This is a genomic window from Blautia luti (genome assembly GCF_033096465.1).
Classification (GTDB): domain Bacteria; phylum Bacillota; class Clostridia; order Lachnospirales; family Lachnospiraceae; genus Blautia_A; species Blautia_A luti.
In genome coordinates this window covers 2,748,619-2,768,977 of the sequence record NZ_AP028156.1, presented here as the reverse complement: position 1 = coordinate 2,768,977, position 20,359 = coordinate 2,748,619, and the positions used below count along the sequence as shown (strand labels likewise).

The 20,359-nt window shown below is 44.1% G+C and carries 16 protein-coding genes; 13 read left to right on the top strand and 3 right to left on the bottom strand.

Annotation, left to right across the window (positions count from 1 at the left end; translation table 11 throughout):
• Positions 1–103: 103 nt before the first annotated feature.
• Positions 104–817: a LytR/AlgR family response regulator transcription factor gene (locus R8695_RS12785; RefSeq protein WP_118509320.1), complete on the bottom strand. Its 714-nt coding sequence runs from the start codon at positions 815–817 to the stop codon at positions 104–106.
• Between the two features lie 15 nt (positions 818–832).
• Positions 833–2,161 carry an ATP-binding protein gene (locus R8695_RS12780; protein ID WP_118509321.1) on the bottom strand — a complete coding sequence of 443 codons (1,329 nt, stop codon included), beginning with the start codon at positions 2,159–2,161 and terminating at the stop codon, positions 833–835.
• A gap of 213 nt (positions 2,162–2,374) precedes the next feature.
• Between R8695_RS12780 and R8695_RS12775 the strand changes: the two genes are divergently transcribed.
• From R8695_RS12775 to trpA, 9 genes are all read left to right on the top strand, one after another.
• A complete protein-coding gene (locus R8695_RS12775) occupies positions 2,375–3,301 on the top strand; it encodes a hypothetical protein (protein WP_118509322.1) in 927 nt (308 codons plus the stop codon).
• 227 nt (positions 3,302–3,528) lie between these two features.
• On the top strand, positions 3,529–6,354 hold the full coding sequence (locus R8695_RS12770) for a bifunctional diguanylate cyclase/phosphohydrolase (RefSeq protein WP_243139600.1): 2,826 nt from the start codon (positions 3,529–3,531) through the stop codon (positions 6,352–6,354).
• Between the two features lie 461 nt (positions 6,355–6,815).
• Positions 6,816–8,303 (top strand): anthranilate synthase component I, encoded by a 1,488-nt coding sequence (gene trpE, locus R8695_RS12765; RefSeq protein WP_154781008.1) that lies wholly within the window; start codon positions 6,816–6,818, stop codon positions 8,301–8,303.
• Positions 8,300–8,878 (top strand): anthranilate synthase component II, encoded by a 579-nt coding sequence (locus tag R8695_RS12760; protein WP_154781009.1) that lies wholly within the window; start codon positions 8,300–8,302, stop codon positions 8,876–8,878. Before trpE ends, R8695_RS12760 begins: the two co-directional genes overlap by 4 nt.
• Positions 8,871–9,884: an anthranilate phosphoribosyltransferase gene (gene trpD / locus R8695_RS12755; RefSeq protein ID WP_154781010.1), complete on the top strand. Its 1,014-nt coding sequence runs from the start codon at positions 8,871–8,873 to the stop codon at positions 9,882–9,884. Before R8695_RS12760 ends, trpD begins: the two co-directional genes overlap by 8 nt.
• Before the next feature lie 39 nt (positions 9,885–9,923).
• Positions 9,924–10,724 carry an indole-3-glycerol phosphate synthase TrpC gene (trpC, locus tag R8695_RS12750; protein WP_154781011.1) on the top strand — a complete coding sequence of 267 codons (801 nt, stop codon included), beginning with the start codon at positions 9,924–9,926 and terminating at the stop codon, positions 10,722–10,724.
• Positions 10,725–10,754: 30 nt separating this feature from the next.
• A complete protein-coding gene (locus R8695_RS12745) occupies positions 10,755–11,378 on the top strand; it encodes a phosphoribosylanthranilate isomerase (protein WP_154781012.1) in 624 nt (207 codons plus the stop codon).
• Between the two features lie 40 nt (positions 11,379–11,418).
• On the top strand, positions 11,419–12,603 hold the full coding sequence (gene trpB / locus R8695_RS12740; protein WP_154781013.1) for a tryptophan synthase subunit beta: 1,185 nt from the start codon (positions 11,419–11,421) through the stop codon (positions 12,601–12,603).
• Positions 12,596–13,375, top strand: coding sequence for a tryptophan synthase subunit alpha (gene trpA, locus R8695_RS12735; protein ID WP_154781014.1), 780 nt, complete (start codon positions 12,596–12,598; stop codon positions 13,373–13,375). Before trpB ends, trpA begins: the two co-directional genes overlap by 8 nt.
• A gap of 44 nt (positions 13,376–13,419) precedes the next feature.
• On the opposite strand, the gene R8695_RS12730 is transcribed toward trpA, so the two are convergent.
• Complete coding sequence (locus R8695_RS12730; protein ID WP_154781015.1) at positions 13,420–14,214, bottom strand: Cof-type HAD-IIB family hydrolase; 795 nt, start codon at positions 14,212–14,214, stop codon at positions 13,420–13,422.
• A gap of 237 nt (positions 14,215–14,451) precedes the next feature.
• Here R8695_RS12730 and R8695_RS12725 point away from each other — a divergent pair, with 237 nt between their 5' ends.
• The 4 genes from R8695_RS12725 to R8695_RS12710 all read left to right on the top strand — a co-directional run bounded on the left by R8695_RS12725 (position 14,452) and on the right by R8695_RS12710 (position 20,344).
• Positions 14,452–15,402: a diacylglycerol/lipid kinase family protein gene (locus tag R8695_RS12725; protein WP_118509332.1), complete on the top strand. Its 951-nt coding sequence runs from the start codon at positions 14,452–14,454 to the stop codon at positions 15,400–15,402.
• A gap of 1 nt (position 15,403) precedes the next feature.
• Complete coding sequence (locus tag R8695_RS12720) at positions 15,404–17,524, top strand: glutamine synthetase III family protein (RefSeq protein ID WP_118509333.1); 2,121 nt, start codon at positions 15,404–15,406, stop codon at positions 17,522–17,524.
• A 116-nt stretch (positions 17,525–17,640) separates the two neighbouring features.
• Positions 17,641–18,561 (top strand): AAA family ATPase, encoded by a 921-nt coding sequence (locus R8695_RS12715; RefSeq protein ID WP_118509334.1) that lies wholly within the window; start codon positions 17,641–17,643, stop codon positions 18,559–18,561.
• A complete protein-coding gene (locus R8695_RS12710; protein WP_154781016.1) occupies positions 18,551–20,344 on the top strand; it encodes a cobaltochelatase CobT-related protein in 1,794 nt (597 codons plus the stop codon). The genes R8695_RS12715 and R8695_RS12710 overlap by 11 nt, the downstream gene beginning before the upstream one ends.
• The last annotated feature ends 15 nt before the right edge of the window (positions 20,345–20,359 follow it).

The following is a 20,359-nucleotide window of genomic DNA, read 5'->3' as shown; positions in this document are numbered from 1 at the left end:
AGATAATTCCGACAGCCCCTTTACTGTTGTTTGCATTTATAGCTGATTGACTGATAAAAGATAATTGTGAGAGATGAAATAATTTTTGAGCTGTTTGGAGAAATTAAAACCATTTTGCAGCGTATTGCTGTAATTGTTCCTGGACATCCCGGTAGCTGTATTTGCTGACCGGAATTATTTCATGATTATTCAGTGTGATTTCAAAGCGTCTGATTGAACGGACAGCATACAGAGAAACAATGTAGCATCTGTGACATTGCACGAAAATATCTTTCGGCAGAATTTCACGGACTGCAGAAAGGGATTTATATATCTTCGTGACAGTACCGTCCTGAAGGTGAATCTGCAGTTCTTTATTGATTATTTCAATATAGGTAATATCCCTGATATGAAAGGATACAGTTCTGGACGGAGTGTCGATTATAATGGACTTCGGGATCAGATGTCGGATTGCACGGGTTAGTGCTTCTGCAAGTTTTTGACGGCTGACCGGCTTGAGGATATAACCTACAGGTTCAGCAGAATATGCATCGAATACAAATTCCTTACTGCTGGAAATGAAGATAACGGGAATTTGTTTTCCGGTGTCACGGAGACATTCTGCAAAGCTGATCCCATTGTTTTCACCCAGCATAATATCAAGAATCAGAATGTCACAGCTTTTGGGAATATTCTGCAATGTATTTTTTAATTCTGAAATAGAAGTATATTTTCGAATCTCGCAGGATTCTCCCATGGATGCTAAAATATCGATGATCATTTCTGATATCTGTGTTAAAAAAATCGGTTCATCATCACAGATGACAATATGGTACATAGTGAAAGCCTCCTATTATTCGTTATTTTCGTCAAGACAAAGCGTTGTTGTTACAGCAAAAAAGCCACCACGTACCTGTACGCTCAGTATACCATTGTATTTTTCGGCGATTCCATTGATGATCTTAAGACCGTAACCGTGTCTGTCACTGTTCTTTTTACTGGATTTATATTTTCCATTCGTGATTCTCAAGTTATCCTCATTGCAGGAGTTTTCACATTTAATAAACAGAAAATTTCCCTTTGAATGGAGATTCAGCCGGATGATCCGCTGTCCTTCAGAAACCTTCTGACACCCTTCTACGGCATTTTCCAATATATTTGTCAACATCCGGCACAAATCAATGTCTTCCATGTTGAGCCTTCTGCCAATGATAATACTGTACTCCACTATGGCTTTATAACGGCTGGCACGTTCTGCAAATTCTGAAAGGATGGAATTGACCAGAGCATTGGCTGTGTAGGTGACAAAAGGAAGCTGCTCGGCTTCTTCAGTAAATTTCTGTATATACTGTCTGGCACCTGCATAGTCTTCCTGTTTAAGATAGGAGGACAGGGCATTCATATGATGCCGGATCTCATGGTGTATTTCCAGAATATGTTCATTGTTTTCTGCCTGATTCCGGTAGTTTTCCAGTATGCGCTCGGAAATCCTCTGTTCTTCCTGTTTACTGCGGATGTATTCCATGACACTGAAGAATACGGCATATACCATGAAAGCAAATACTGCAAACAATACAAACATAGCATGTACAATTATATTGGTGGAAAGATTTATTATGCTTGAGAATTGTGCAATACTGGCAATTAGAATAAACAAAGCAGGGAGGGAGCAGAGAATCTTCCAGATGCGTGATTCCAGATCAGCGTTGATCATAGTACGGATTCGCTCCATCAGCATGAGAAATGGTTTCGCAAGAAGCAGATTTATGATAAGTGTGAGAATCAGTGCAAGGGGCGGATACATAAAATGATCGGATGGGAACCGGAAAGTACGGTGCAAAAAAGTAACAGTACTTGTAACAAAGAATCCGTAGCTCATTACAACAAAAAATACAAACAGTTTTTCTACTGTTTTCGCCTGGATGATAAAGCAGTACAACATTCCGAACAGTAACAGGGCAATATAAAAAATAGCATTCGAGATCAGCTCTTTGTAATCACCGCCGATGTTGAACTGTGCGATAAGAGAAAACGGAATGACCATTACAATAAAAATGGACAGTGCCATGAGCATTGCCTTTTTTGTGCTTAGGCGGAAACGATCCCGGAATGGATACAAACAGAAAAATGCATAAGGAAAAATCTGAAGAGAAAATCCGCAGAAATAACGCAATGCTATCATAAAAACCTCCTGTCAAAAAGATAGATAATGGTCAGGTTACCTATTAAAAATAAGTATACCATTGGCAGAAGGCAAAATCAAATCATATGAAGGCCTTTTTACGCCATATTTTGACTATTCACGCAAAAATATAGACAAGGGAATTAAATTCAAATAATATAAAAATATAAATAATATAGCCACAAAAACATTCAAAAGAAAGGAGACTAAAAAATGAAGAAAAGAATGATTATTGTGACAGTACTGATTATGGGAACTCTGGCATCAGGATGTGTGGGCGTTCAGGCATCAGATATTTTACCTGAACTGACAAAAGACAATGCACTGGAACAGATGATGAAAGCAGGAGAAACAGACAGTCTTGTAAGCAATCATAAAAGCTATGAAGCTACCTGTGAATATATACTGCAGAATACAAAGGTATATGACTATGAAGATTCTGAAGTGATGTATGTAGATATGTATGGTACTACCCAGATGCTCTATAAAGATGGCGAATTAAAATACGGAAAAGAAGGAGATGAGTATCTCTCATGTCTGTATATTGATGAAGCAGATGGAGATGCAGATGATCTTATAAGTTTTTACACAGATGAAACCATAGAGGAAGAAGTGACGGATCTGAAGGAAGATGGTGATACGATCATTATACAGACAAAGGTACCTGAAGAACTTACGCAGAGCGCATTGAATTCTCAGGGAGATGGAGAATCCTACACAGAGGGAGACTGGATTTTTATGAAATATGTGGTTGCTTCGGATGATTACAGACCACTGAAACATACTCAGATTCTGAATCATAAGGACGGCACTTCAGAAGAAATTTCGAAGATGGAATTCTCCTACGGCGTGGATAGACCTGAGGATGTAGCAGATCTCTGTGAAAAGTACGAAGAAGCAGAAAAAGCAGAAGGTGATGTACGTAATGTGACAGTTACTGCAGCTCCTGGTACAGAGCAGGAAAAGGATTATGCAATCACGGTTCCTGCAGATAATCACGTATGGATCATGCTTCATGATGATAGTTCTTATTACACTTTGTATACAGATAAGGAATGTAAAGAATTGCATGAGCCAGAGGAAGATGTGACAGGAGACACACATCTTTATGCAGAGATTGAGTCTTATGAGGAATTATGAAGAGGCGGTGGACGGAAAAAATTTTTAGATATGTAGTTGTTAAGATTGAAAATCCATATAAATTTAAAAACTGCTATTTTTTTATGAAAAAAGTGATGGTTTCACGTACCTAGGGCTAGCCGTCGCGCTAGCGACTTGGTATAATAATTTATATGATACCAGTGTCAAAAGGCCTTTTGACACTCATATCATTTATATAATTTCCTATACGGAGGAGGAAAATTGCCTTGAACAAGATAAACACCCCTGCCCGACAGGGACCAAGATATATTTTCTATTTTCTAATGTTCGCCATTCTTGGATGGTTTATTTTCATGCAGATTTTTGGTGCCGATGAGCGCTCTGTTGACAGACTTTCTTCCTCAGTTCTTTATTCCGGTACTTTCACTTGGGAAAAATCAGACGGTACCACACAGAAGATTTCCATTCCAGGTGATTACGATGTTCCGGCCGGAGAAACTATGGTAATCACCACAATTCTTCCAGAAGATTTTGACGCTGGTACTGTGGCGATCCGTTCTTCTTTACAGGATGTGAACATCTACGTTGACGGTTCCCTGAGAACACGCTATACCACCAGAGAAACACGTCTGGTTGGAAAAAATTCCGCCAGCCGCTATATTTTCTGCCCGACCTCACAGGCAGATGCCGGCAAGGAGCTTCGCATTGAGCTGACTACATATACCTCCAACTATTCCGGCATCGTCAATCAGGTGTTCTGCGGTGACAAGGCGGATATCTGGCAGACAATTCTCAATAAATACGGATTTGCCACTTACATAGCTCTTTTTATCTTGTTTGCCGGGACTATCGGCATACTTTTCAGTTTAACGCTGGGCATGGTATATCACAAGCATTTTGACATGGAATACCTCAGCTGGTGTATGGTTATGGGTGCTGTCTGGATGCTGGGCGAGTCCAATCTCAGACAGATTCTTGTTCCTAATGCCTCAGCCCTTGGCTCCCTATGCTTTGTAATGATCCTGCTTTGCCCTATTCCGCTTCTCCTTTATGCAGACTGTGTACAGCATGGACTTCACCATCGGCTTTACTGCTGGATCGGCGGTGCTGCACTTCTGGACTTCGCCATCTGCACCCTTCTCACAACTGCAGATATTGCGGATTATATTGAAACTCTTCCTATTGGACAGATCATCCTGATTGGAACCTTTTTAATAATATTTATACATCTTTGCCTGTATACCCACGCAAGTCAGGATCAGACAGATCATCTTCTGCTTCTGGGTCTGTTGATTGCTATGCTCTGTGTTGCCGTAGAATCTGCTTCTGTATATTTTATCACAAACCTGTCCGGTGTCTTTATTGGTATTGGCATGCTGATTCTTCTCTTTATCAGCATACTCCGAACCATTCGAAATATAAAAAATATGGAAAAAACACGCCAGCAGCAGGAACTGGAAAAAAAGCAGAAACAAACAGAAGAAATGTCCTTGCAGATGATGCAGACACTTTCCACGACCATTGAGGCAAAAGATGAATACACCTGCGGACATTCCCACAGGGTAGCGGAATATGCTGCACTGATCGCAGCAGAGCTTGGATGGTCCCCGGAACAGATTCAGCAGCTGAAGCACGCTGCCTATCTTCACGATATCGGAAAGATCGGTATTCCGGAACAGATTTTAAACAAGCCCTCCCGTCTTACAGATGAAGAATTCAATCTGATCAAACAGCATACCATTATCGGCGCGGAAATACTAAAGGACATCACCTTTATCCCATACATTATTGAAGTTTCCCGCAGCCACCACGAACGTTATGACGGATGCGGCTATCCGGACGGACTGAAAGGAACTGACATTCCAGTCCATGCCCGTATTGTTGCTGTTGCAGACAGCTATGATGCCATGAATTCCCGCCGCATCTATCGAAATGCCCTGCCGCCTGAAATAATCAGAGAAGAACTTGAAAAAAACCGCGGCAAACAGTTTGACCCTCAGATTACAGATATATTCCTGAAACTATTAGATGAAAAACGTGTTGTTTTCCACAATATCCGCACACAGGAAATAACAGCCTCACCAGAGGCTGACCTCACCATTAACAAATTCATTTCAGAAGTAGTCAGCACCATAAAGAACCAGGAGGATTCAAAGAATTATGATTTCCTGACCGGTCTTCCCATGAGAAGCCTTGGAGAACGGCTTATTGCAGAATTCATGCAGGAACATGACGGCTGTCTTATTTTCCTTGATATGGATAATCTGAAGAAAATCAATGACGTTCATGGACACAAGGCCGGTGACCGCGCCTTAAGGAATCTGGGAACCCTGCTTTCCCGCTATACAGCTAACGGTATCGCCTGCCGTCTTGGTGGAGATGAATTTCTTCTGTTTCTGCCAGACGTAAGTGCCGAAACTGCGTCGAAACTGATGACACGGCTTTTCCACCACTTTCATTCCATTGCAGACGCCGATCCCGAGATCAAAGATGCTGCACTGTCTGCCGGTTTGTATATGTGCACTACCCGCGATACCTTTGCAGACTGTTATACCAAAGCAGATAAGGCATTATACAATGTGAAGCAAAATGGTAAAAATCACTTTTCCTTTTATCAGCAGGTCAGCCACCCCTCTTCCGATTCACTTGGTACTGTCAGGGATCTTCAGCAGGTGGCAAACACGCTTCGCAAAAGCGGCAGATATGCAGGTGCTCTTGATCTGAATTACCGGGATTTTTCCAGACAGTATGAGTATATGCATCAGCTCATTATCCGAAGCGGAAACCACTGCTATCTGGTAATGGTCACACTGGAAGCCACTTCGGACACTCTCGCTCATATTGAGGAAACTGAACAGACTCTTTCTCATATGGAGCAGGCTATCCAAAACACCATCCGGCGTGTGGATATCTGTACCAGATACAGTTCCATGCAATACCTGATCATCCTGTTTCAGCCGGTTGAATCTCAGATTCCCAATATTATGGAACGTATTTTTATGCAATACTATAAACAGGCAAAAAGCACTAACTTTCTTCCAACATACAAATATCTGTCTATGACGGAAAATAATATGGATACCAATCAATAATAAAAGTTTCTGACAGCCCCCTGGAAGAACCTTTGCCCGCCAGCATAGGTTTAAACTTACGATGTTATTGAATGAAATTCAGGGTTGACAAATATAGTTTACGGTGGTAAATTAAGTATAAATTTAACAGATTAAACCGATGAAGCGGAAGTCAAAGCAGTCATGCGCGCACAGAGAATCCGGGAAGGTGAGAGCCGGGTGGAAATGCAGTCTGCCAAATGGGCCGTTGAGGGCGCAGTGAAAAGCGATAAGAGTCAGCTTAGTATCCTGCGACGTAGGGCATACGTCAGTTGCCGGAAATATGAAGGTATTTCGCAAAGTGTACGGATCATACCGTAAATCAAGGTGGCACCGCGGGTGAAATATATACGCTCGTCCTTGACAGAAACATAAATTCTGTCATGGACGGGCGTTTTCTTGTTTCTCCGGACAGAAACCAATCAACCACAGGAGGTGTTACCATGTATCCAACATTAGAAACCATCAAACAGTTCGCACAGAAAAAAGAATACCGTCGCATTCCTTTGTGCAGAGAACTCTACGCAGACAGATACACACCGGTAGAAGTAATGCGCATCCTGCGAAAAGCCAGCCGCCACTGCTACCTGCTCGAAAGCGCCAGCCAGACAGAGGTATGGGGCAGATATTCTTTCCTGGGATATGAACCATCTATGGAAATCACCTGCACAGACGGTACCCTGAAGATCCGCAGAACAGATGCGCAGGGAAAAGCCGAAGAAACCGTAAAGCAGGTTACACATCCCGGCGATACCCTCCGTGAGATTATCCGTGAATATAAAACTCCTGTAATGGAAAATATGCCGCCATTTACCGGCGGACTGGTAGGATACTTCTCCTACGATTACATCAAATACAGCGAACCAAAGCTGAAACTTGAAGGCAAAGAACAGCAGGACTTCCGCGATATGGACTTAATGCTTTTCGACCAGGTCATCGTATTCGACCATTTCAAACAGAAAGTCCTACTGATCACTGGCGTAATGACAGATGATCTGGAAGCATCTTACGAAGCAGCAGTAAAGAAATTAGAGGAAATGGCACAGCTTATCCGAAACGGTGAACACATGGAATTCGAACCACTGGAACTTGAGTCCGAGATCCGGCCGAAGTTCCCGAAAGAAAAATACGCAGACATGGTGGAGAAAGCCAAACACTACATTAAAGAGGGCGATATTTTCCAGGTAGTACTTTCCAACCCGATGCGTGCGAAAGCAACCGGAAGCCTGTTTGATACCTACCGTGTTCTCCGGGCAACCAACCCGTCACCGTACATGTTCTACTTCTCCAGTGATGACATCGAACTTGCAGGTGCTTCCCCTGAAACACTTGCGAAACTGGAGAACGGCACTTTAAGCACATTCCCTCTGGCAGGAACCAGACCAAGAGGAAAAACAAGAGAAGAGGACAAAGCTCTTGAAGAGGGACTTCTCAAAGACGAGAAAGAACTGGCAGAGCACAACATGCTGGTAGACCTTGGCAGAAACGATATTGGAAAGATCAGCAAGATCGGAACCGTAAAAGTAGAGAAATATCTCTGCGTAGAACGTTTTTCCCATGTTATGCATCTGGGCTCCACAGTAACAGGAATCATCCGGGATGATAAAGATGCGGTAGACGCAGTAGATGCCATACTTCCGGCAGGAACCCTTTCCGGAGCACCGAAATTCAGAGCCTGCCAGATCATCGAAGAACTGGAACAGAGTAAACGAGGAATTTACGGCGGCGCCATCGGCTATCTGGATTTTGCAGGAAACCTGGATACCTGCATTGCCATCCGACTGGTCTACAAAAAGAACGGAGAGATCTGTATCCGCTCCGGAGCCGGAATCGTGGCAGACAGTGTTCCGGAAAAAGAATTCCAGGAATGCTGCAACAAGGCAAAAGCCGTGGTACAGGCACTTGAACAGGCACAGGAGGGATTAGAATGATATTATTGATCGATAATTATGACAGCTTTTCCTATAACTTATATCAGCTCATCGGAGGAGTAGAGCCGGACATCAAAGTAGTGAGAAACGATGAGTGTACACTGGAAGAAATCGCAGAAATGAAACCAGAAGCCATCATTTTATCCCCTGGCCCGGGACGTCCGGAAGACGCAGGTATCTGCATTCCGGTTATTAAAGAATTTGCAGGAAAAATCCCGATCCTTGGTGTATGCCTGGGACATCAGTCCATTTGCGAAGCTTTTGGCGGAACCGTATCTTATGCAAAAGAACTGATGCATGGAAAGAAAAAGCTGATGTATAAAACATGTGAAAGCCAGCTTTTCAAAGGATTGCCGGATACTTTTGCTGCAGCCAGATATCATTCCCTGGCAGCATTAAAAGACACCCTGCCGGAAGAACTGAAAGTAACTGCAGAGTCAGAGGACGGCGAGGTCATGGCAGTGGAACATACGAAATATCCTGTCTTCGGAGTACAGTTTCATCCTGAATCTGTAATGACACCGGACGGCAGAGTAATGATAGAGAATTTTATGGAGGTAGTAAGAAATGATTAAAGAAGCCATTATCAAATTATCAAAGAAACAGGATTTAACATACGCAGAAGCAGAAACTGTAATGGACGAGATCATGAGCGGTCAGGCAACACCTGTACAGATGTCCGCCTATCTTACAGCTTTATCCTTAAAAGGAGAGACCATTGATGAGATCACTGCTTCCGCAGCAGGCATGAGAGCACACTGCATCAAACTTCTCCATGACATGGATGTTCTGGAAATCGTAGGTACAGGCGGAGATGGATCCAACTCCTTTAACATTTCCACAACTTCTTCCCTGGTGATCGCAGCAGGCGGTGTTCCAGTTGCTAAACACGGAAATAGAGCAGCTTCCTCCAAATCAGGTGCAGCAGATGTTCTGGAAGCACTTGGAGTAAAGATCACATTAACACCGGAACGCAGCGCAGAGATCCTGAAGAAAATCAACATCTGCTTCTTATTTGCACAGAACTACCACATTGCCATGAAATATGTGGCACCGATTCGAAAAGAACTTGGAATCAGAACTGTATTTAACATTCTTGGACCGTTAAGCAACCCGGCAGGTGCAAACATGGAGCTGATGGGAGTTTACGATCAGGCACTGGTAGAGCCCCTTGCACAGGTAATGGCAAACCTTGGTGTAAACAGAGGAATGGTCGTTTACGGACAGGACAGCCTGGATGAGATTTCCATGTGTGCACCGACATCCGTATGCGAGATCAAAGATGGCAAATTCACATCCTACGAGATCACACCAGAGCAGTTCGGCTATGAGAAATGCGAGAAAGGTGCCCTCACAGGCGGCACTCCTGCAGAGAACGCAGAGATCACCAAAGCAATTTTAAAAGGCGAAGAAAGAGGACCGAAGCGTCAGGCTGTCTGCTTAAATGCAGGTGTAGCACTCTATATCGCAGGAAAAGCAGCTTCCATGGAAGAGGGCGTGAAACTTGCAGAATCCCTTATCGACAATGGTGCAGCATTGAAGAAACTGGAAGAATTTGTGGAAGAGACAAATAAAAAGTAACAGCAAAACAAAGAATATGAAAGAACAATCATTAAGCTTATGAAGAATATATTAGAAGAAATCGCAGCCAGAACAACTGAGAGGATCGCAAAAGAAAAAGCGCAGGTTTCGGTATCTGAACTGGAAAACAGAATTCAGGAGATCAACAAAAACACGTTACAGAAAATGACATTCCTGCAGGCACTGCAAAAAGACGGCATGTCCTATATCTGCGAAGTAAAGAAAGCATCCCCGTCCAAGGGGCTTATTGCACCGGACTTCCCATATCTGGCAATCGCGCAGGAATATGAACAGGCAGGAGCAAGCGCAATCTCCTGTCTCACAGAACCTTTTTACTTTCAGGGTTCTGACCAGTATCTGAAAGAAATCGCAGCCACCGTGCACATCCCGGTGCTTCGAAAGGATTTTACAGTGGATGAATACATGATTTATCAGGCGAAATCATTGGGAGCCTCCGCAGTACTTCTTATCTGCGCAATTCTGGATGACGGTGAACTGAAAGCGTACAGACAGCTTGCAAAAGAGCTTGGACTGGATGCGCTGGTAGAAGCGCATGATGAGTATGAAGTAGACAGAGCTTTAAATCTGGGTGCAGAGATAGTGGGAGTAAACAACCGCGACCTCAGAACTTTCCAGGTAGACATGAACAACAGTATCCGCCTGAGAAAAATGGCACCGGACAATGTGGTCTTTGTCTCCGAAAGCGGAATCCGCACCCCGGATGACATCAGACTTCTTTATGAAAATCAGGTAGACGCCGTACTGATCGGCGAAACACTCATGCGAAGCCCGGACAAGAAAGCAGTGCTGGAAAGCTTAAATGGCAGTCCATTACGTTGATAGATAAAACATTATCTGCGGAGGATTGTCATGACCAGAGAACAACAGCAAAGAACAAAAATCAAAATCTGCGGTCTGAAACGCCCGGAAGACATTACATATGTAAATGAGGCAAAACCAGACTACTGCGGATTTATCATAGAATTTCCAAAAAGCAGCAGAAACGTCACAGGTGACCAGGTAAGAACTCTTACTGCAAACCTGCATCCGGACATTATCCCGGTAGGCGTTTTCGTAAACGCTTCCCCGGAAAGGGTAGAGGAACTGCTTCTCGACGGAACCATCCAGATTGCGCAGCTTCATGGGCAGGAAGATGAGGATTACATCAGAAGAATCCAGAGAAACACCAGACACCAGGTCATTAAAGCTTTTTCCGTAAAAACAACTCAGGATATTGAACTGGCATTACAAAGCCCGGCAGATTACATCCTGCTGGATCAGGGAAGCGGTGGAACCGGCAAAACCTTTGACTGGTCCCTGATCCCGGAAATAACCAGACCATTTTTCCTGGCAGGAGGTCTTGGTCCTGACAATCTTGAACAGGCAGTCCGTACGATACGCTCTTATGCAGTAGATTTAAGCAGCAGCGTAGAGACGGATGGCGTAAAGGACAGGAGCAAGATTGTGGAAGCAGTGAATCTGGTGCACAAATAAAATATAGAACAGAAATTAGATACACAAGGAGGACACACAGATGTCAAAAGGAAGATTCGGCATTCACGGCGGACAGTACATACCGGAAACATTAATGAACGCTGTCATCGAACTGGAGGAAGCCTATAACCACTACAAAGATGACCCGGAATTTAACGCAGAACTCACAGAGCTTCTGAACGAATATGCAGGAAGACCATCCCGTCTTTATTTTGCCTCCCACATGACAGAAGACCTTGGCGGCGCAAAAGTATACTTAAAGAGAGAAGACTTAAATCACACAGGTGCCCACAAGATCAACAACGTACTTGGCCAGGTACTTCTTGCCAAGAAAATGGGCAAGACCCGTGTCATCGCAGAAACAGGCGCAGGCCAGCACGGTGTAGCCACAGCTACAGCAGCAGCCCTCATGGGTATGGAATGTGAAATCTTCATGGGAAAAGAAGATACAGAACGTCAGGCATTAAACGTATACAGAATGCGTCTTCTCGGAGCAAAGGTCAACGCAGTTACCTCAGGTACAGCAACACTGAAAGATGCAGTTTCCGAGACAATGAGAGAGTGGACAAACCGTATTTCCGACACTCACTATGTACTTGGCTCTGTAATGGGCCCGCATCCATTCCCGACAATCGTCCGTGATTTCCAGGCAGTCATTTCCAAAGAAATCAAAGAGCAGATCCTTGAGAAAGAGGGCAGACTCCCAGATGCAGTACTTGCATGTGTAGGCGGCGGTTCCAATGCGATTGGAACATTCTACAATTTCATCAATGACAAAGACGTTCGTCTGATCGGATGTGAGGCAGCAGGTCGTGGTGTAAACACAGCAGAGACAGCAGCAACTATCGCAACCGGAAAACTTGGAATCTTCCACGGAATGAAATCCTATTTCTGTCAGGACGAATACGGCCAGATCGCACCGGTATATTCCATTTCCGCAGGTCTGGACTATCCGGGAATCGGACCGGAACATGCACATCTCTATGATATAGGACGTGCAGAATATGTACCTGTTACAGACGAAGAAGCAGTAGAAGCATTTGAGTACCTTTCCAGAACAGAGGGAATCATCCCTGCAATCGAGAGCGCTCATGCAGTAGCTTACGCAAAGAAAATTGTTCCACAGATGAGCAAAGACCAGATCGTAGTCATCACAATCTCCGGACGTGGAGATAAAGACTGCGCGGCAATCGCACGTTACAGAGGGGAGGATATCCATGAATAAGAAAATCGCAGAAGCATTTGAAAAAGGTAAGGCATTTATCCCGTTTATCACCTGCGGAGACCCGTCTCTGGAGGTGACAGAACAGCTTGTATACGCAATGGAGGAAGCAGGTGCAGACCTGATTGAACTTGGAATCCCATTCTCCGACCCGACAGCAGAAGGTCCGGTGATCCAGAGAGCAAATGTAAGAGCCCTCTCCGATGGCGTAACGACAGATAAAGTATTTGACATGGTAGTAAAGATCAGAAAGAACAGTTCCATTCCTATGGTATTTATGACCTACGCAAACGTAGTATTTTCCTATGGAACAGAACGCTTCATCAAAACAGCTGCAGAAATTGGAATGAACGGCCTGATCCTGCCGGATGTACCGTTTGAAGAAAAAGAAGAGTTTGATACTGTATGCAAGAAATACGGCATCGATCTGATCTCCCTGATCGCACCGACTTCTCACGAGAGAATCGCACAGATCGCAAAAGAAGCGGAAGGGTTTGTATACTGCGTATCCTCCCTCGGCGTTACAGGAACCAGAACCAACATTACGACAGACATCGGCGCAATGGTGAAACTGGTGAAAACTGCAAAAGACATTCCTTGCGCAGTAGGATTCGGAATCTCCACACCGGAACAGGCGAAGAAGATGGCAGCACAGTCTGACGGTGCAATTGTAGGATCTGCAATTGTGAAATTATGTGCAGCACATGGAGTTGATTGTGTGCCGTATGTGAAAGAGTATGTGAAATCTATGAAAGATGCAGTAAAAGAAGTATAATTAAAATAACAAACTCCCGGAAAACAATCCCGGGAGTTTGTTATTTATAAAAACGTTTTCAAAACCTGCAGAACTCCATTTTCCCAGTAAGGCGGGCAGGTATCTTTGGCAGCGGCCTGTACTTCCGGGCGGGAGTTGGAGACTGCGTAGCTGAATCCTGCGTTCTGGAGCATTTCTATATCGTTGAGATTGTCTCCGAAGGTACAGGTTTCTTCAGGGGAGATTCCGAGATATTTCTGCAGAAAGGCAAGCGCAGGTCCTTTTCCTGAACCGATGGGAGTACAGTCCATCCATTCTTTGCCTGCGGCGGCCATGACGGTTTTATCTTTCCAGGCAGGAGTGAACAGAGATGCACACATTTCTTCACAGGCGTTCTGGTGATATACGGAGAACTTAATGATCTGCTGATCTTTTAGCTTTAACATTTCGGGTACTTCGCGGATATCATATCCATAAGAATCCCTGAGCCAGTGGAACATTCGGCTTCCTCCGTCTTCGGCAAAGCAGCACTCCGGTGTACATACAAAATAATCACAGGAAGGCATATTTTCACGGATCATAGAACACATCCCTTTCCAGATTTCATCCGGCATGGCATGTACTTTCAGAATTTCTTTCGGAGTCCGGACAACAGTTCCTCCATCTGAAACATAGAGAAGCTTGTCTGCAATGGGTGCAAACAATTTCCGCTCACTTCGAAACTGCCGACCTGAACAGGCAACAAAAACAATCCCCTTATCAATCAACCGCCCGATCACATCCATATACTCCGGATCAATCGCCAGAGTTCCATCCTTTACCAAAGTTCCATCTATATCTGAAGCAATCAGTTTAACCATAGCAAAATCCTCTTTTTATAAATCCAACATTCGTTTAGTGACATTTTTCATTTTATCATGCAGTCTTACATCTTTCTATAAAAAATTGCAGCAAAAATATTTCCTGCCGTCCCCAAACTTTTTGCCCCTCAAACCCCATTGACTTTTCCCACCTTTTTTCTTATATTATATAAATAGAAATCCGCATACCCTCATTTGTATGCGTCCCTAAACTCTGAAAAAAGGAGAATTGCTCGAATGAACAAAAAAATGCTCTTTGTTTTCAACCCCAAAGCAGGCAAAGGCAAGATCAAAACCAACCTGCTTGAAATTGTAGATATATTCAACAAAGGCGGCTACGAAGTCACTATCTATTCCACACAGAAACCAAGAGATGCTTACGAAAAAGCCAAAGAATACGAAGATAAAGTAGACCTCATCGTATGCAGTGGCGGCGATGGCACACTCGACGAAGTAGTCACCGGAATCATGGAGAAAAAAAGCTCCGTTCCCATCGGATACATTCCGGCAGGAAGCACCAACGATTTTGCAAATAGTCTTTTTATGCCGAAGAGCATGACAGAAGCAGCCTCCATGATCATGGAAGAAGAACTTTATCATTGTGATATCGGCAGATTCAATAACCAGAGCTTTACATATATAGCAGCTTTCGGTCTATTCACAGATGTAGCCTATCAGACAGATCAGGATCTCAAGAACATTCTGGGACATGTAGCTTATCTTCTGGAGGGAGTCAAACGACTTTTCGATATCAAATCATACCATATGAAAATTGAATCAGAAGAAGTAAATGCAGAAGATGATTTCATTTTTGGAATGGTCACAAACTCCAGATCCGTGGGAGGATTTAAGAATCTTACCGGCAAAAATGTAGATATGAATGATGGTCTTTTTGAAGTGACCATGATCAAACAGCCAAAGAATCCGCTGGAATTACAGGAAATCATGACCGCCATGCTGACAGCAGAGGACAACACAGATATGATCTATTCCTTTAAATCAGCCAGCGTAACCCTTACATCAGAGGAAGCAGTACCCTGGACTCTGGATGGTGAATTCGGAGGCAGCCATACACAGATAGAGATCGAGAACTGCCACGAAGCACTGAATTTATATCTTAAAAGCACCAAGAATGAGGAAACCAAGTCAATTGGCATTTCCCCGTTAATAAATAAAAAGGAGAAATAAAATGGGTGAGTATATCAATGTAGTAGAGACTTTTGGATGTGACGTGTTTAATGATTCCGTCATGCAGGCACGACTCCCGAAGAAAATCTACAAAGAATTGAAAAAAACCATAGAAGAAGGCAAAGAACTGTCTATGGAGATTGCAGATGTAGTAGCACACGAAATGAAAGAATGGGCCATTGAAAAGGGTGCCACACACTACAGCCACTGGTTCCAGCCTCTTACAGGCGTGACAGCAGAGAAACACGATGCCTTTATCACAGCTCCGATGGATAATGGTAAAGTTCTGATGTCTTTCTCCGGAAAAGAACTGATCAAAGGGGAACCGGATGCATCTTCCTTCCCGTCCGGCGGATTAAGAGCGACTTTCGAGGCGAGAGGATACACAGCATGGGACTGCACATCACCGGCATTTGTACGTCATGATGCAGCAGGTGGAACGCTCTGTATTCCTACTGCATTTTGTTCCTATACAGGAGAAGCACTTGACCAGAAGACACCGCTGCTCCGTTCTATGGAAGCGATCAACACCCAGGCCCTCCGTCTGCTCAGACTTTTTGGAAATACAACTTCCAAGAAAGTAACTCCATCCGTAGGTGCAGAGCAGGAATATTTCCTGGTAGATAAAGAAAAATGGCTTCAGAGAAAAGACCTGATCTACACAGGCAGAACACTGTTCGGTGCCATGCCTCCTAAGGGACAGGAGATGGATGACCATTATTTCGGAAGTATCCGTCAGAGAATTTCCGCATATATGAAAGAAGTAAACGAAGAATGCTGGAAACTTGGTATCCCTGCCAAGACACAGCACAATGAGGTTGCTCCTGCACAGCATGAACTTGCACCGATCTATGCACCGGTCAACATCGCAGCAGACCAGAACCAGATGATGATGCGTATCCTTAAAAAGGTTGCCAGCCGCCATGGAATGCGCTGTGTCCTTCATGAGAAACCATTTGCAGGTGTGAACGGGTCCGGTAAGCATAACAACTGGTCTCTTACCACAGATGACGGAATCAATCTTCTGGATCCGGGCAAAACACCTCATGAAAATATTCAGTTCCTTCTGGTCCTCACCTGTATCCTGAAAGCAGTAGATGAACATGCAGATCTTCTGCGTGAATCTGCGGCAGATGTGGGAAATGACCAGAGACTTGGCGGCCATGAGGCACCGCCGGCAGTGATTTCCGTATTTCTTGGAGAGCAGCTTGAGGATGTTCTGGAGCAGCTGGTCAGCACAGGAACAGCAACTCACAGTAAAAAGGGAAGTAAGCTGGAAACAGGTGTTAAGACGCTGCCTGATTTCATGAAGGATGCCACAGACCGTAACCGTACTTCACCTTTTGCTTTCACAGGAAATAAATTTGAATTCCGTATGGTAGGCTCAAGAGATTCTATTTCTGCATGTAACGTAGTCCTGAACACGATCACAGCAGAAGTATTTAAGGAAGCATGTGACCGTCTGGAAAAAGCTCCTGATTTCGAACTGGCGGTACATGACCTGATCAAAGAATATGCCACAGATCATCAGAAGATCGTATTTAACGGAAATGGCTATGCACCGGAATGGGAGAAAGAAGCAAAACGCCGCGGACTTCCGATCCTTCCGAGCATGGTAGATGCAATCCCTGCACTTACTACAGAGAAGGCAGTGAAACTCTTTGAATCTTTTGATGTATTTTCAAGAGCTGAGCTTGAATCACGTGCAGAGATTAAATATGAGATTTACTCTAAAGCAATCAATATTGAAGCAAAGACAATGATTGATATGGCAACCAAGCAGATCATTCCGGCAGTTATCAGATATACCACTGTTCTTGGCGAATCGATCAATACAGTGAAAACAGCGGGCGAGGGACTGATCGATGTAAGTGTTCAGCTTGATCTGCTCAAGAAAGCATCAAAACTCTTAAAGGCTACAAACAGTGCCATGAGTAAGCTGAGCAAACTGGTTGAGAAGACCCCGGAATATGCAGAGGGACGGGACAGAGCCGTATTCTGCAGAGAAAAGGTGGTTCCTGCAATGGAAGCTTTACGTGAGCCTGTGGATGAACTGGAAATGATCGTAGATAAGGAAATGTGGCCGATGCCTTCTTATGGAGATCTTGTATTTGAAGTATAATGTTGTAAAAATATAAAGAAGAATGCTATAATGAAAGGGTCGTGAATCTGTAAAAGATAAGCGGCCTTTTTCTATAACACAAACTGGACTATAATAGTTATATAAAGGAGAACTAAATGGAAGAACTGAAATTTCTGGAGGAACAGCAGGTATCCCCTGAATTGATAAAGAGAGTAGAAGAGTTTCGCAGCCAGTATGAAGTAGCACCGGAAGCAGCCGCCAGGATCGTGAAACCATCCATTCCATTCTATGGAAAAGACATCCTGGAGATGGCAATTGCCGGCTTGCTCAAAGGCGAGAACCTGTTACTCACCGGTCCGAAAGCAACAGGAAAAAATATCCTTGCAGAGAACCTGGCATATATTTTCAACCGTCCTGCATACAATGTTTCCTTTCATGTAAACACAAACAGCGGAGATCTGATCGGCACAGACACCTTTGTAGACAATGAAGTAAAACTCCGCAAAGGAACCATCTACCAGTGCGCAGAATATGGCGGATTCGGAATCCTCGATGAGATCAACATGGCAAAGAATGATGCTGTTTCCGTTCTTCACGCAACCCTGGACTACCGCCGCTCCATCGATGTGCCAGGCTATGACAAGATCGACCTCCATCCGGCATCCCGTTTCATCGGAACCATGAACTACGGCTATGCAGGAACAAAAGAACTCAATGAAGCGCTGGTATCCAGATTCCTGGTCATCGACATGCCGGCCCAGACTGAAGAATCCCTGGAATTCATTTTCCACCAGATGTTCCCGAAGGTAAAAGAAAACGCCAGAACACAGTTTATCGGTGTATTCCTGGATCTGCAGCTAAAAGCCACAAACAGCGAGATTTCCACCAAACCTCTGGATCTGCGAGGACTCCTTGCTGCCATGAAGATTGTAGAAACCGGACTTTCTCCGAGAAAAGCAGTTAACATGGGCGTTGTAAACAAGACTTTCGATATTTTCGAGAAGGAAATCGTAGAAGATATTGTAAAAACCAGAATTCCGGCAGACTGGACAAGGGATGATGTATATGAAAGATGAGAAAATCGTAGAAATCGACGATTACCGTCTGGAACTGGAAAACAGGATTCGCAATCTTCTCTGGACCATCAGCGGAGACTACACCTTGAATATGAAAGTAGACGTTTCCCTGTATCTTCGTTCAAAGGCAATTGCTCTGTATGACGGTATCAAACAAGGTGCCCTAGCAAAATACTATGACAAAGATCTGCTTGGCTTATATCTGGTAAAGAAAGTATTTTGCCAGGCAGGCGAAGGCGAACTGACTGCAGTAGCACAGCTTTGTGTAGAAGAAGCAATCGGGGATAAAATCTGTCAGGAACGCCCGGGAGTCCGGGAAATGCAAAGAGAAGCGTTCGAGGATATCCTGGATCAGGAATTTGAGCAGATGCCAGCCTACGGAGATATCCTGGGCCGCCTGAAGATTGCTATCCTGCGTGATCGTCTGCAGAACGGAAATCATCACGTAGAAGAACGCCTGCGCAAAATCCGCGATCTGGTCTACAAATCCCGGACAGCTGCAGACACTATGGAACTGATCCGCATCATTGATAACCTTTATAACAACATCATTGACCCGAATTTCGAGAAAGACCACGGCACACTGGAACAGGTCATGGCTGTCACCATGGAAGAACTGACAGAATACGACTGGGAAGATTTTCTCACAGAAGAACTCTATGAGGAAGCCCTGGAGAGCTACATCGAACAGATGGCAAACAAGATTACTGACATGGAAGACACCACTGTCACTGAAGAAATGGAAAAACAGCGCCAGACCAAACATAAAGTTACAATTCTCACAGAGGAAGAACTTGAGAAAGCATACACCTATGTAGAGTTGAATTTCGGAAAAACTTACCTCACTCCGGCAGAAGAAAAAAGAATGAATTACCTGATGTGCCGGGAACTTCACAGGGACTGCAGCCTCTATTTTACAGAAGGAATTCTTAAGAATCCGGTCAAACGAAACTATCAGTACGAATATGCAGTGCGATTAAAGAATAAGAATATCTGGCTCTACCATGACAAACACAGAATCGTAAAGCAGAACATCGCATCCCTCACAGATCTTTTGCGAAAGACGCTGGTGCTGAAAAGCGAGACGCAGGAAGTACTGTCAGACAGAGGAACAATCATTCCGTCCAGACTCTGGCGTGTGGGCAGAAGCAGTGAAGCAAATCTGTTTAAAAGAGAATTGAAATCTGATGCATCTGATTTCGTAGTAGATGTGCTGATCGATGCCAGCGGTTCCCAGATGTCCAGGCAGGGAGATGTGGCATTACAGGCTTACATCATCAGTGAAGCATTAAGCAATGTAAACCTGCCTCACCGTGTCATGAGCTTCTGCACATTCTGGGACTATACGATTCTTCACAGATTCCGCGAGTACGATGATCCACAGTCAGCTAATGAAAATATTTTTAATTATGTAACTTCTTCCAATAACAGGGATGGACTTGCTATCAAAACCGCAGGATACGGTCTGCTTCAGAGATCTGAGGAGAAAAAAATCCTCATTGTATTAAGTGATGGAAAACCATACGATGTCATCGTAAACAGACCTCACGCAAAGAACCCGGAACCTTATATGGGAAAATATGCGATCAATGATACTGCTACAGAAGTGCGGCACCTGCGAAACCTTGGAGTAAGTGTTCTGGGAGTCTTTGCAGGGGAAGAAAAAGACCTTTCCACAGAAAAAAAGATATTTGGCAAAGATTTCGCATATATCCGGGATATTTCGAATTTTTCCAGAATTGTCGGGAGATACCTGATTAAACAGTTGGATTCAGATGAATAGACTGATAAAACAGGG

What these genes read in the sequence shown, in the direction of transcription:
- R8695_RS12720 (WP_118509333.1), top strand. Translation starts at nt 15,404, where the DNA reads ATGGGTGAGTATATCAATGTAGTAGAGACTTTTGGATGTGACGTGTTT.
- trpC (WP_154781011.1), top strand. Translation starts at nt 9,924, where the DNA reads ATGAAGAATATATTAGAAGAAATCGCAGCCAGAACAACTGAGAGGATC.
- R8695_RS12745 (WP_154781012.1), top strand. Translation starts at nt 10,755, where the DNA reads ATGACCAGAGAACAACAGCAAAGAACAAAAATCAAAATCTGCGGTCTG.
- trpB (WP_154781013.1), top strand. Translation starts at nt 11,419, where the DNA reads ATGTCAAAAGGAAGATTCGGCATTCACGGCGGACAGTACATACCGGAA.
- R8695_RS12730 (WP_154781015.1), bottom strand. Translation starts at nt 14,214, where the DNA reads ATGGTTAAACTGATTGCTTCAGATATAGATGGAACTTTGGTAAAGGAT.
- trpE (WP_154781008.1), top strand. Translation starts at nt 6,816, where the DNA reads ATGTATCCAACATTAGAAACCATCAAACAGTTCGCACAGAAAAAAGAA.
- R8695_RS12725 (WP_118509332.1), top strand. Translation starts at nt 14,452, where the DNA reads ATGAACAAAAAAATGCTCTTTGTTTTCAACCCCAAAGCAGGCAAAGGC.
- R8695_RS12760 (WP_154781009.1), top strand. Translation starts at nt 8,300, where the DNA reads ATGATATTATTGATCGATAATTATGACAGCTTTTCCTATAACTTATAT.
- R8695_RS12785 (WP_118509320.1), bottom strand. Translation starts at nt 817, where the DNA reads ATGTACCATATTGTCATCTGTGATGATGAACCGATTTTTTTAACACAG.
- R8695_RS12780 (WP_118509321.1), bottom strand. Translation starts at nt 2,161, where the DNA reads ATGATAGCATTGCGTTATTTCTGCGGATTTTCTCTTCAGATTTTTCCT.
- R8695_RS12710 (WP_154781016.1), top strand. Translation starts at nt 18,551, where the DNA reads ATGAAAGATGAGAAAATCGTAGAAATCGACGATTACCGTCTGGAACTG.
- trpD (WP_154781010.1), top strand. Translation starts at nt 8,871, where the DNA reads ATGATTAAAGAAGCCATTATCAAATTATCAAAGAAACAGGATTTAACA.
- R8695_RS12775 (WP_118509322.1), top strand. Translation starts at nt 2,375, where the DNA reads ATGAAGAAAAGAATGATTATTGTGACAGTACTGATTATGGGAACTCTG.
- trpA (WP_154781014.1), top strand. Translation starts at nt 12,596, where the DNA reads ATGAATAAGAAAATCGCAGAAGCATTTGAAAAAGGTAAGGCATTTATC.
- R8695_RS12715 (WP_118509334.1), top strand. Translation starts at nt 17,641, where the DNA reads ATGGAAGAACTGAAATTTCTGGAGGAACAGCAGGTATCCCCTGAATTG.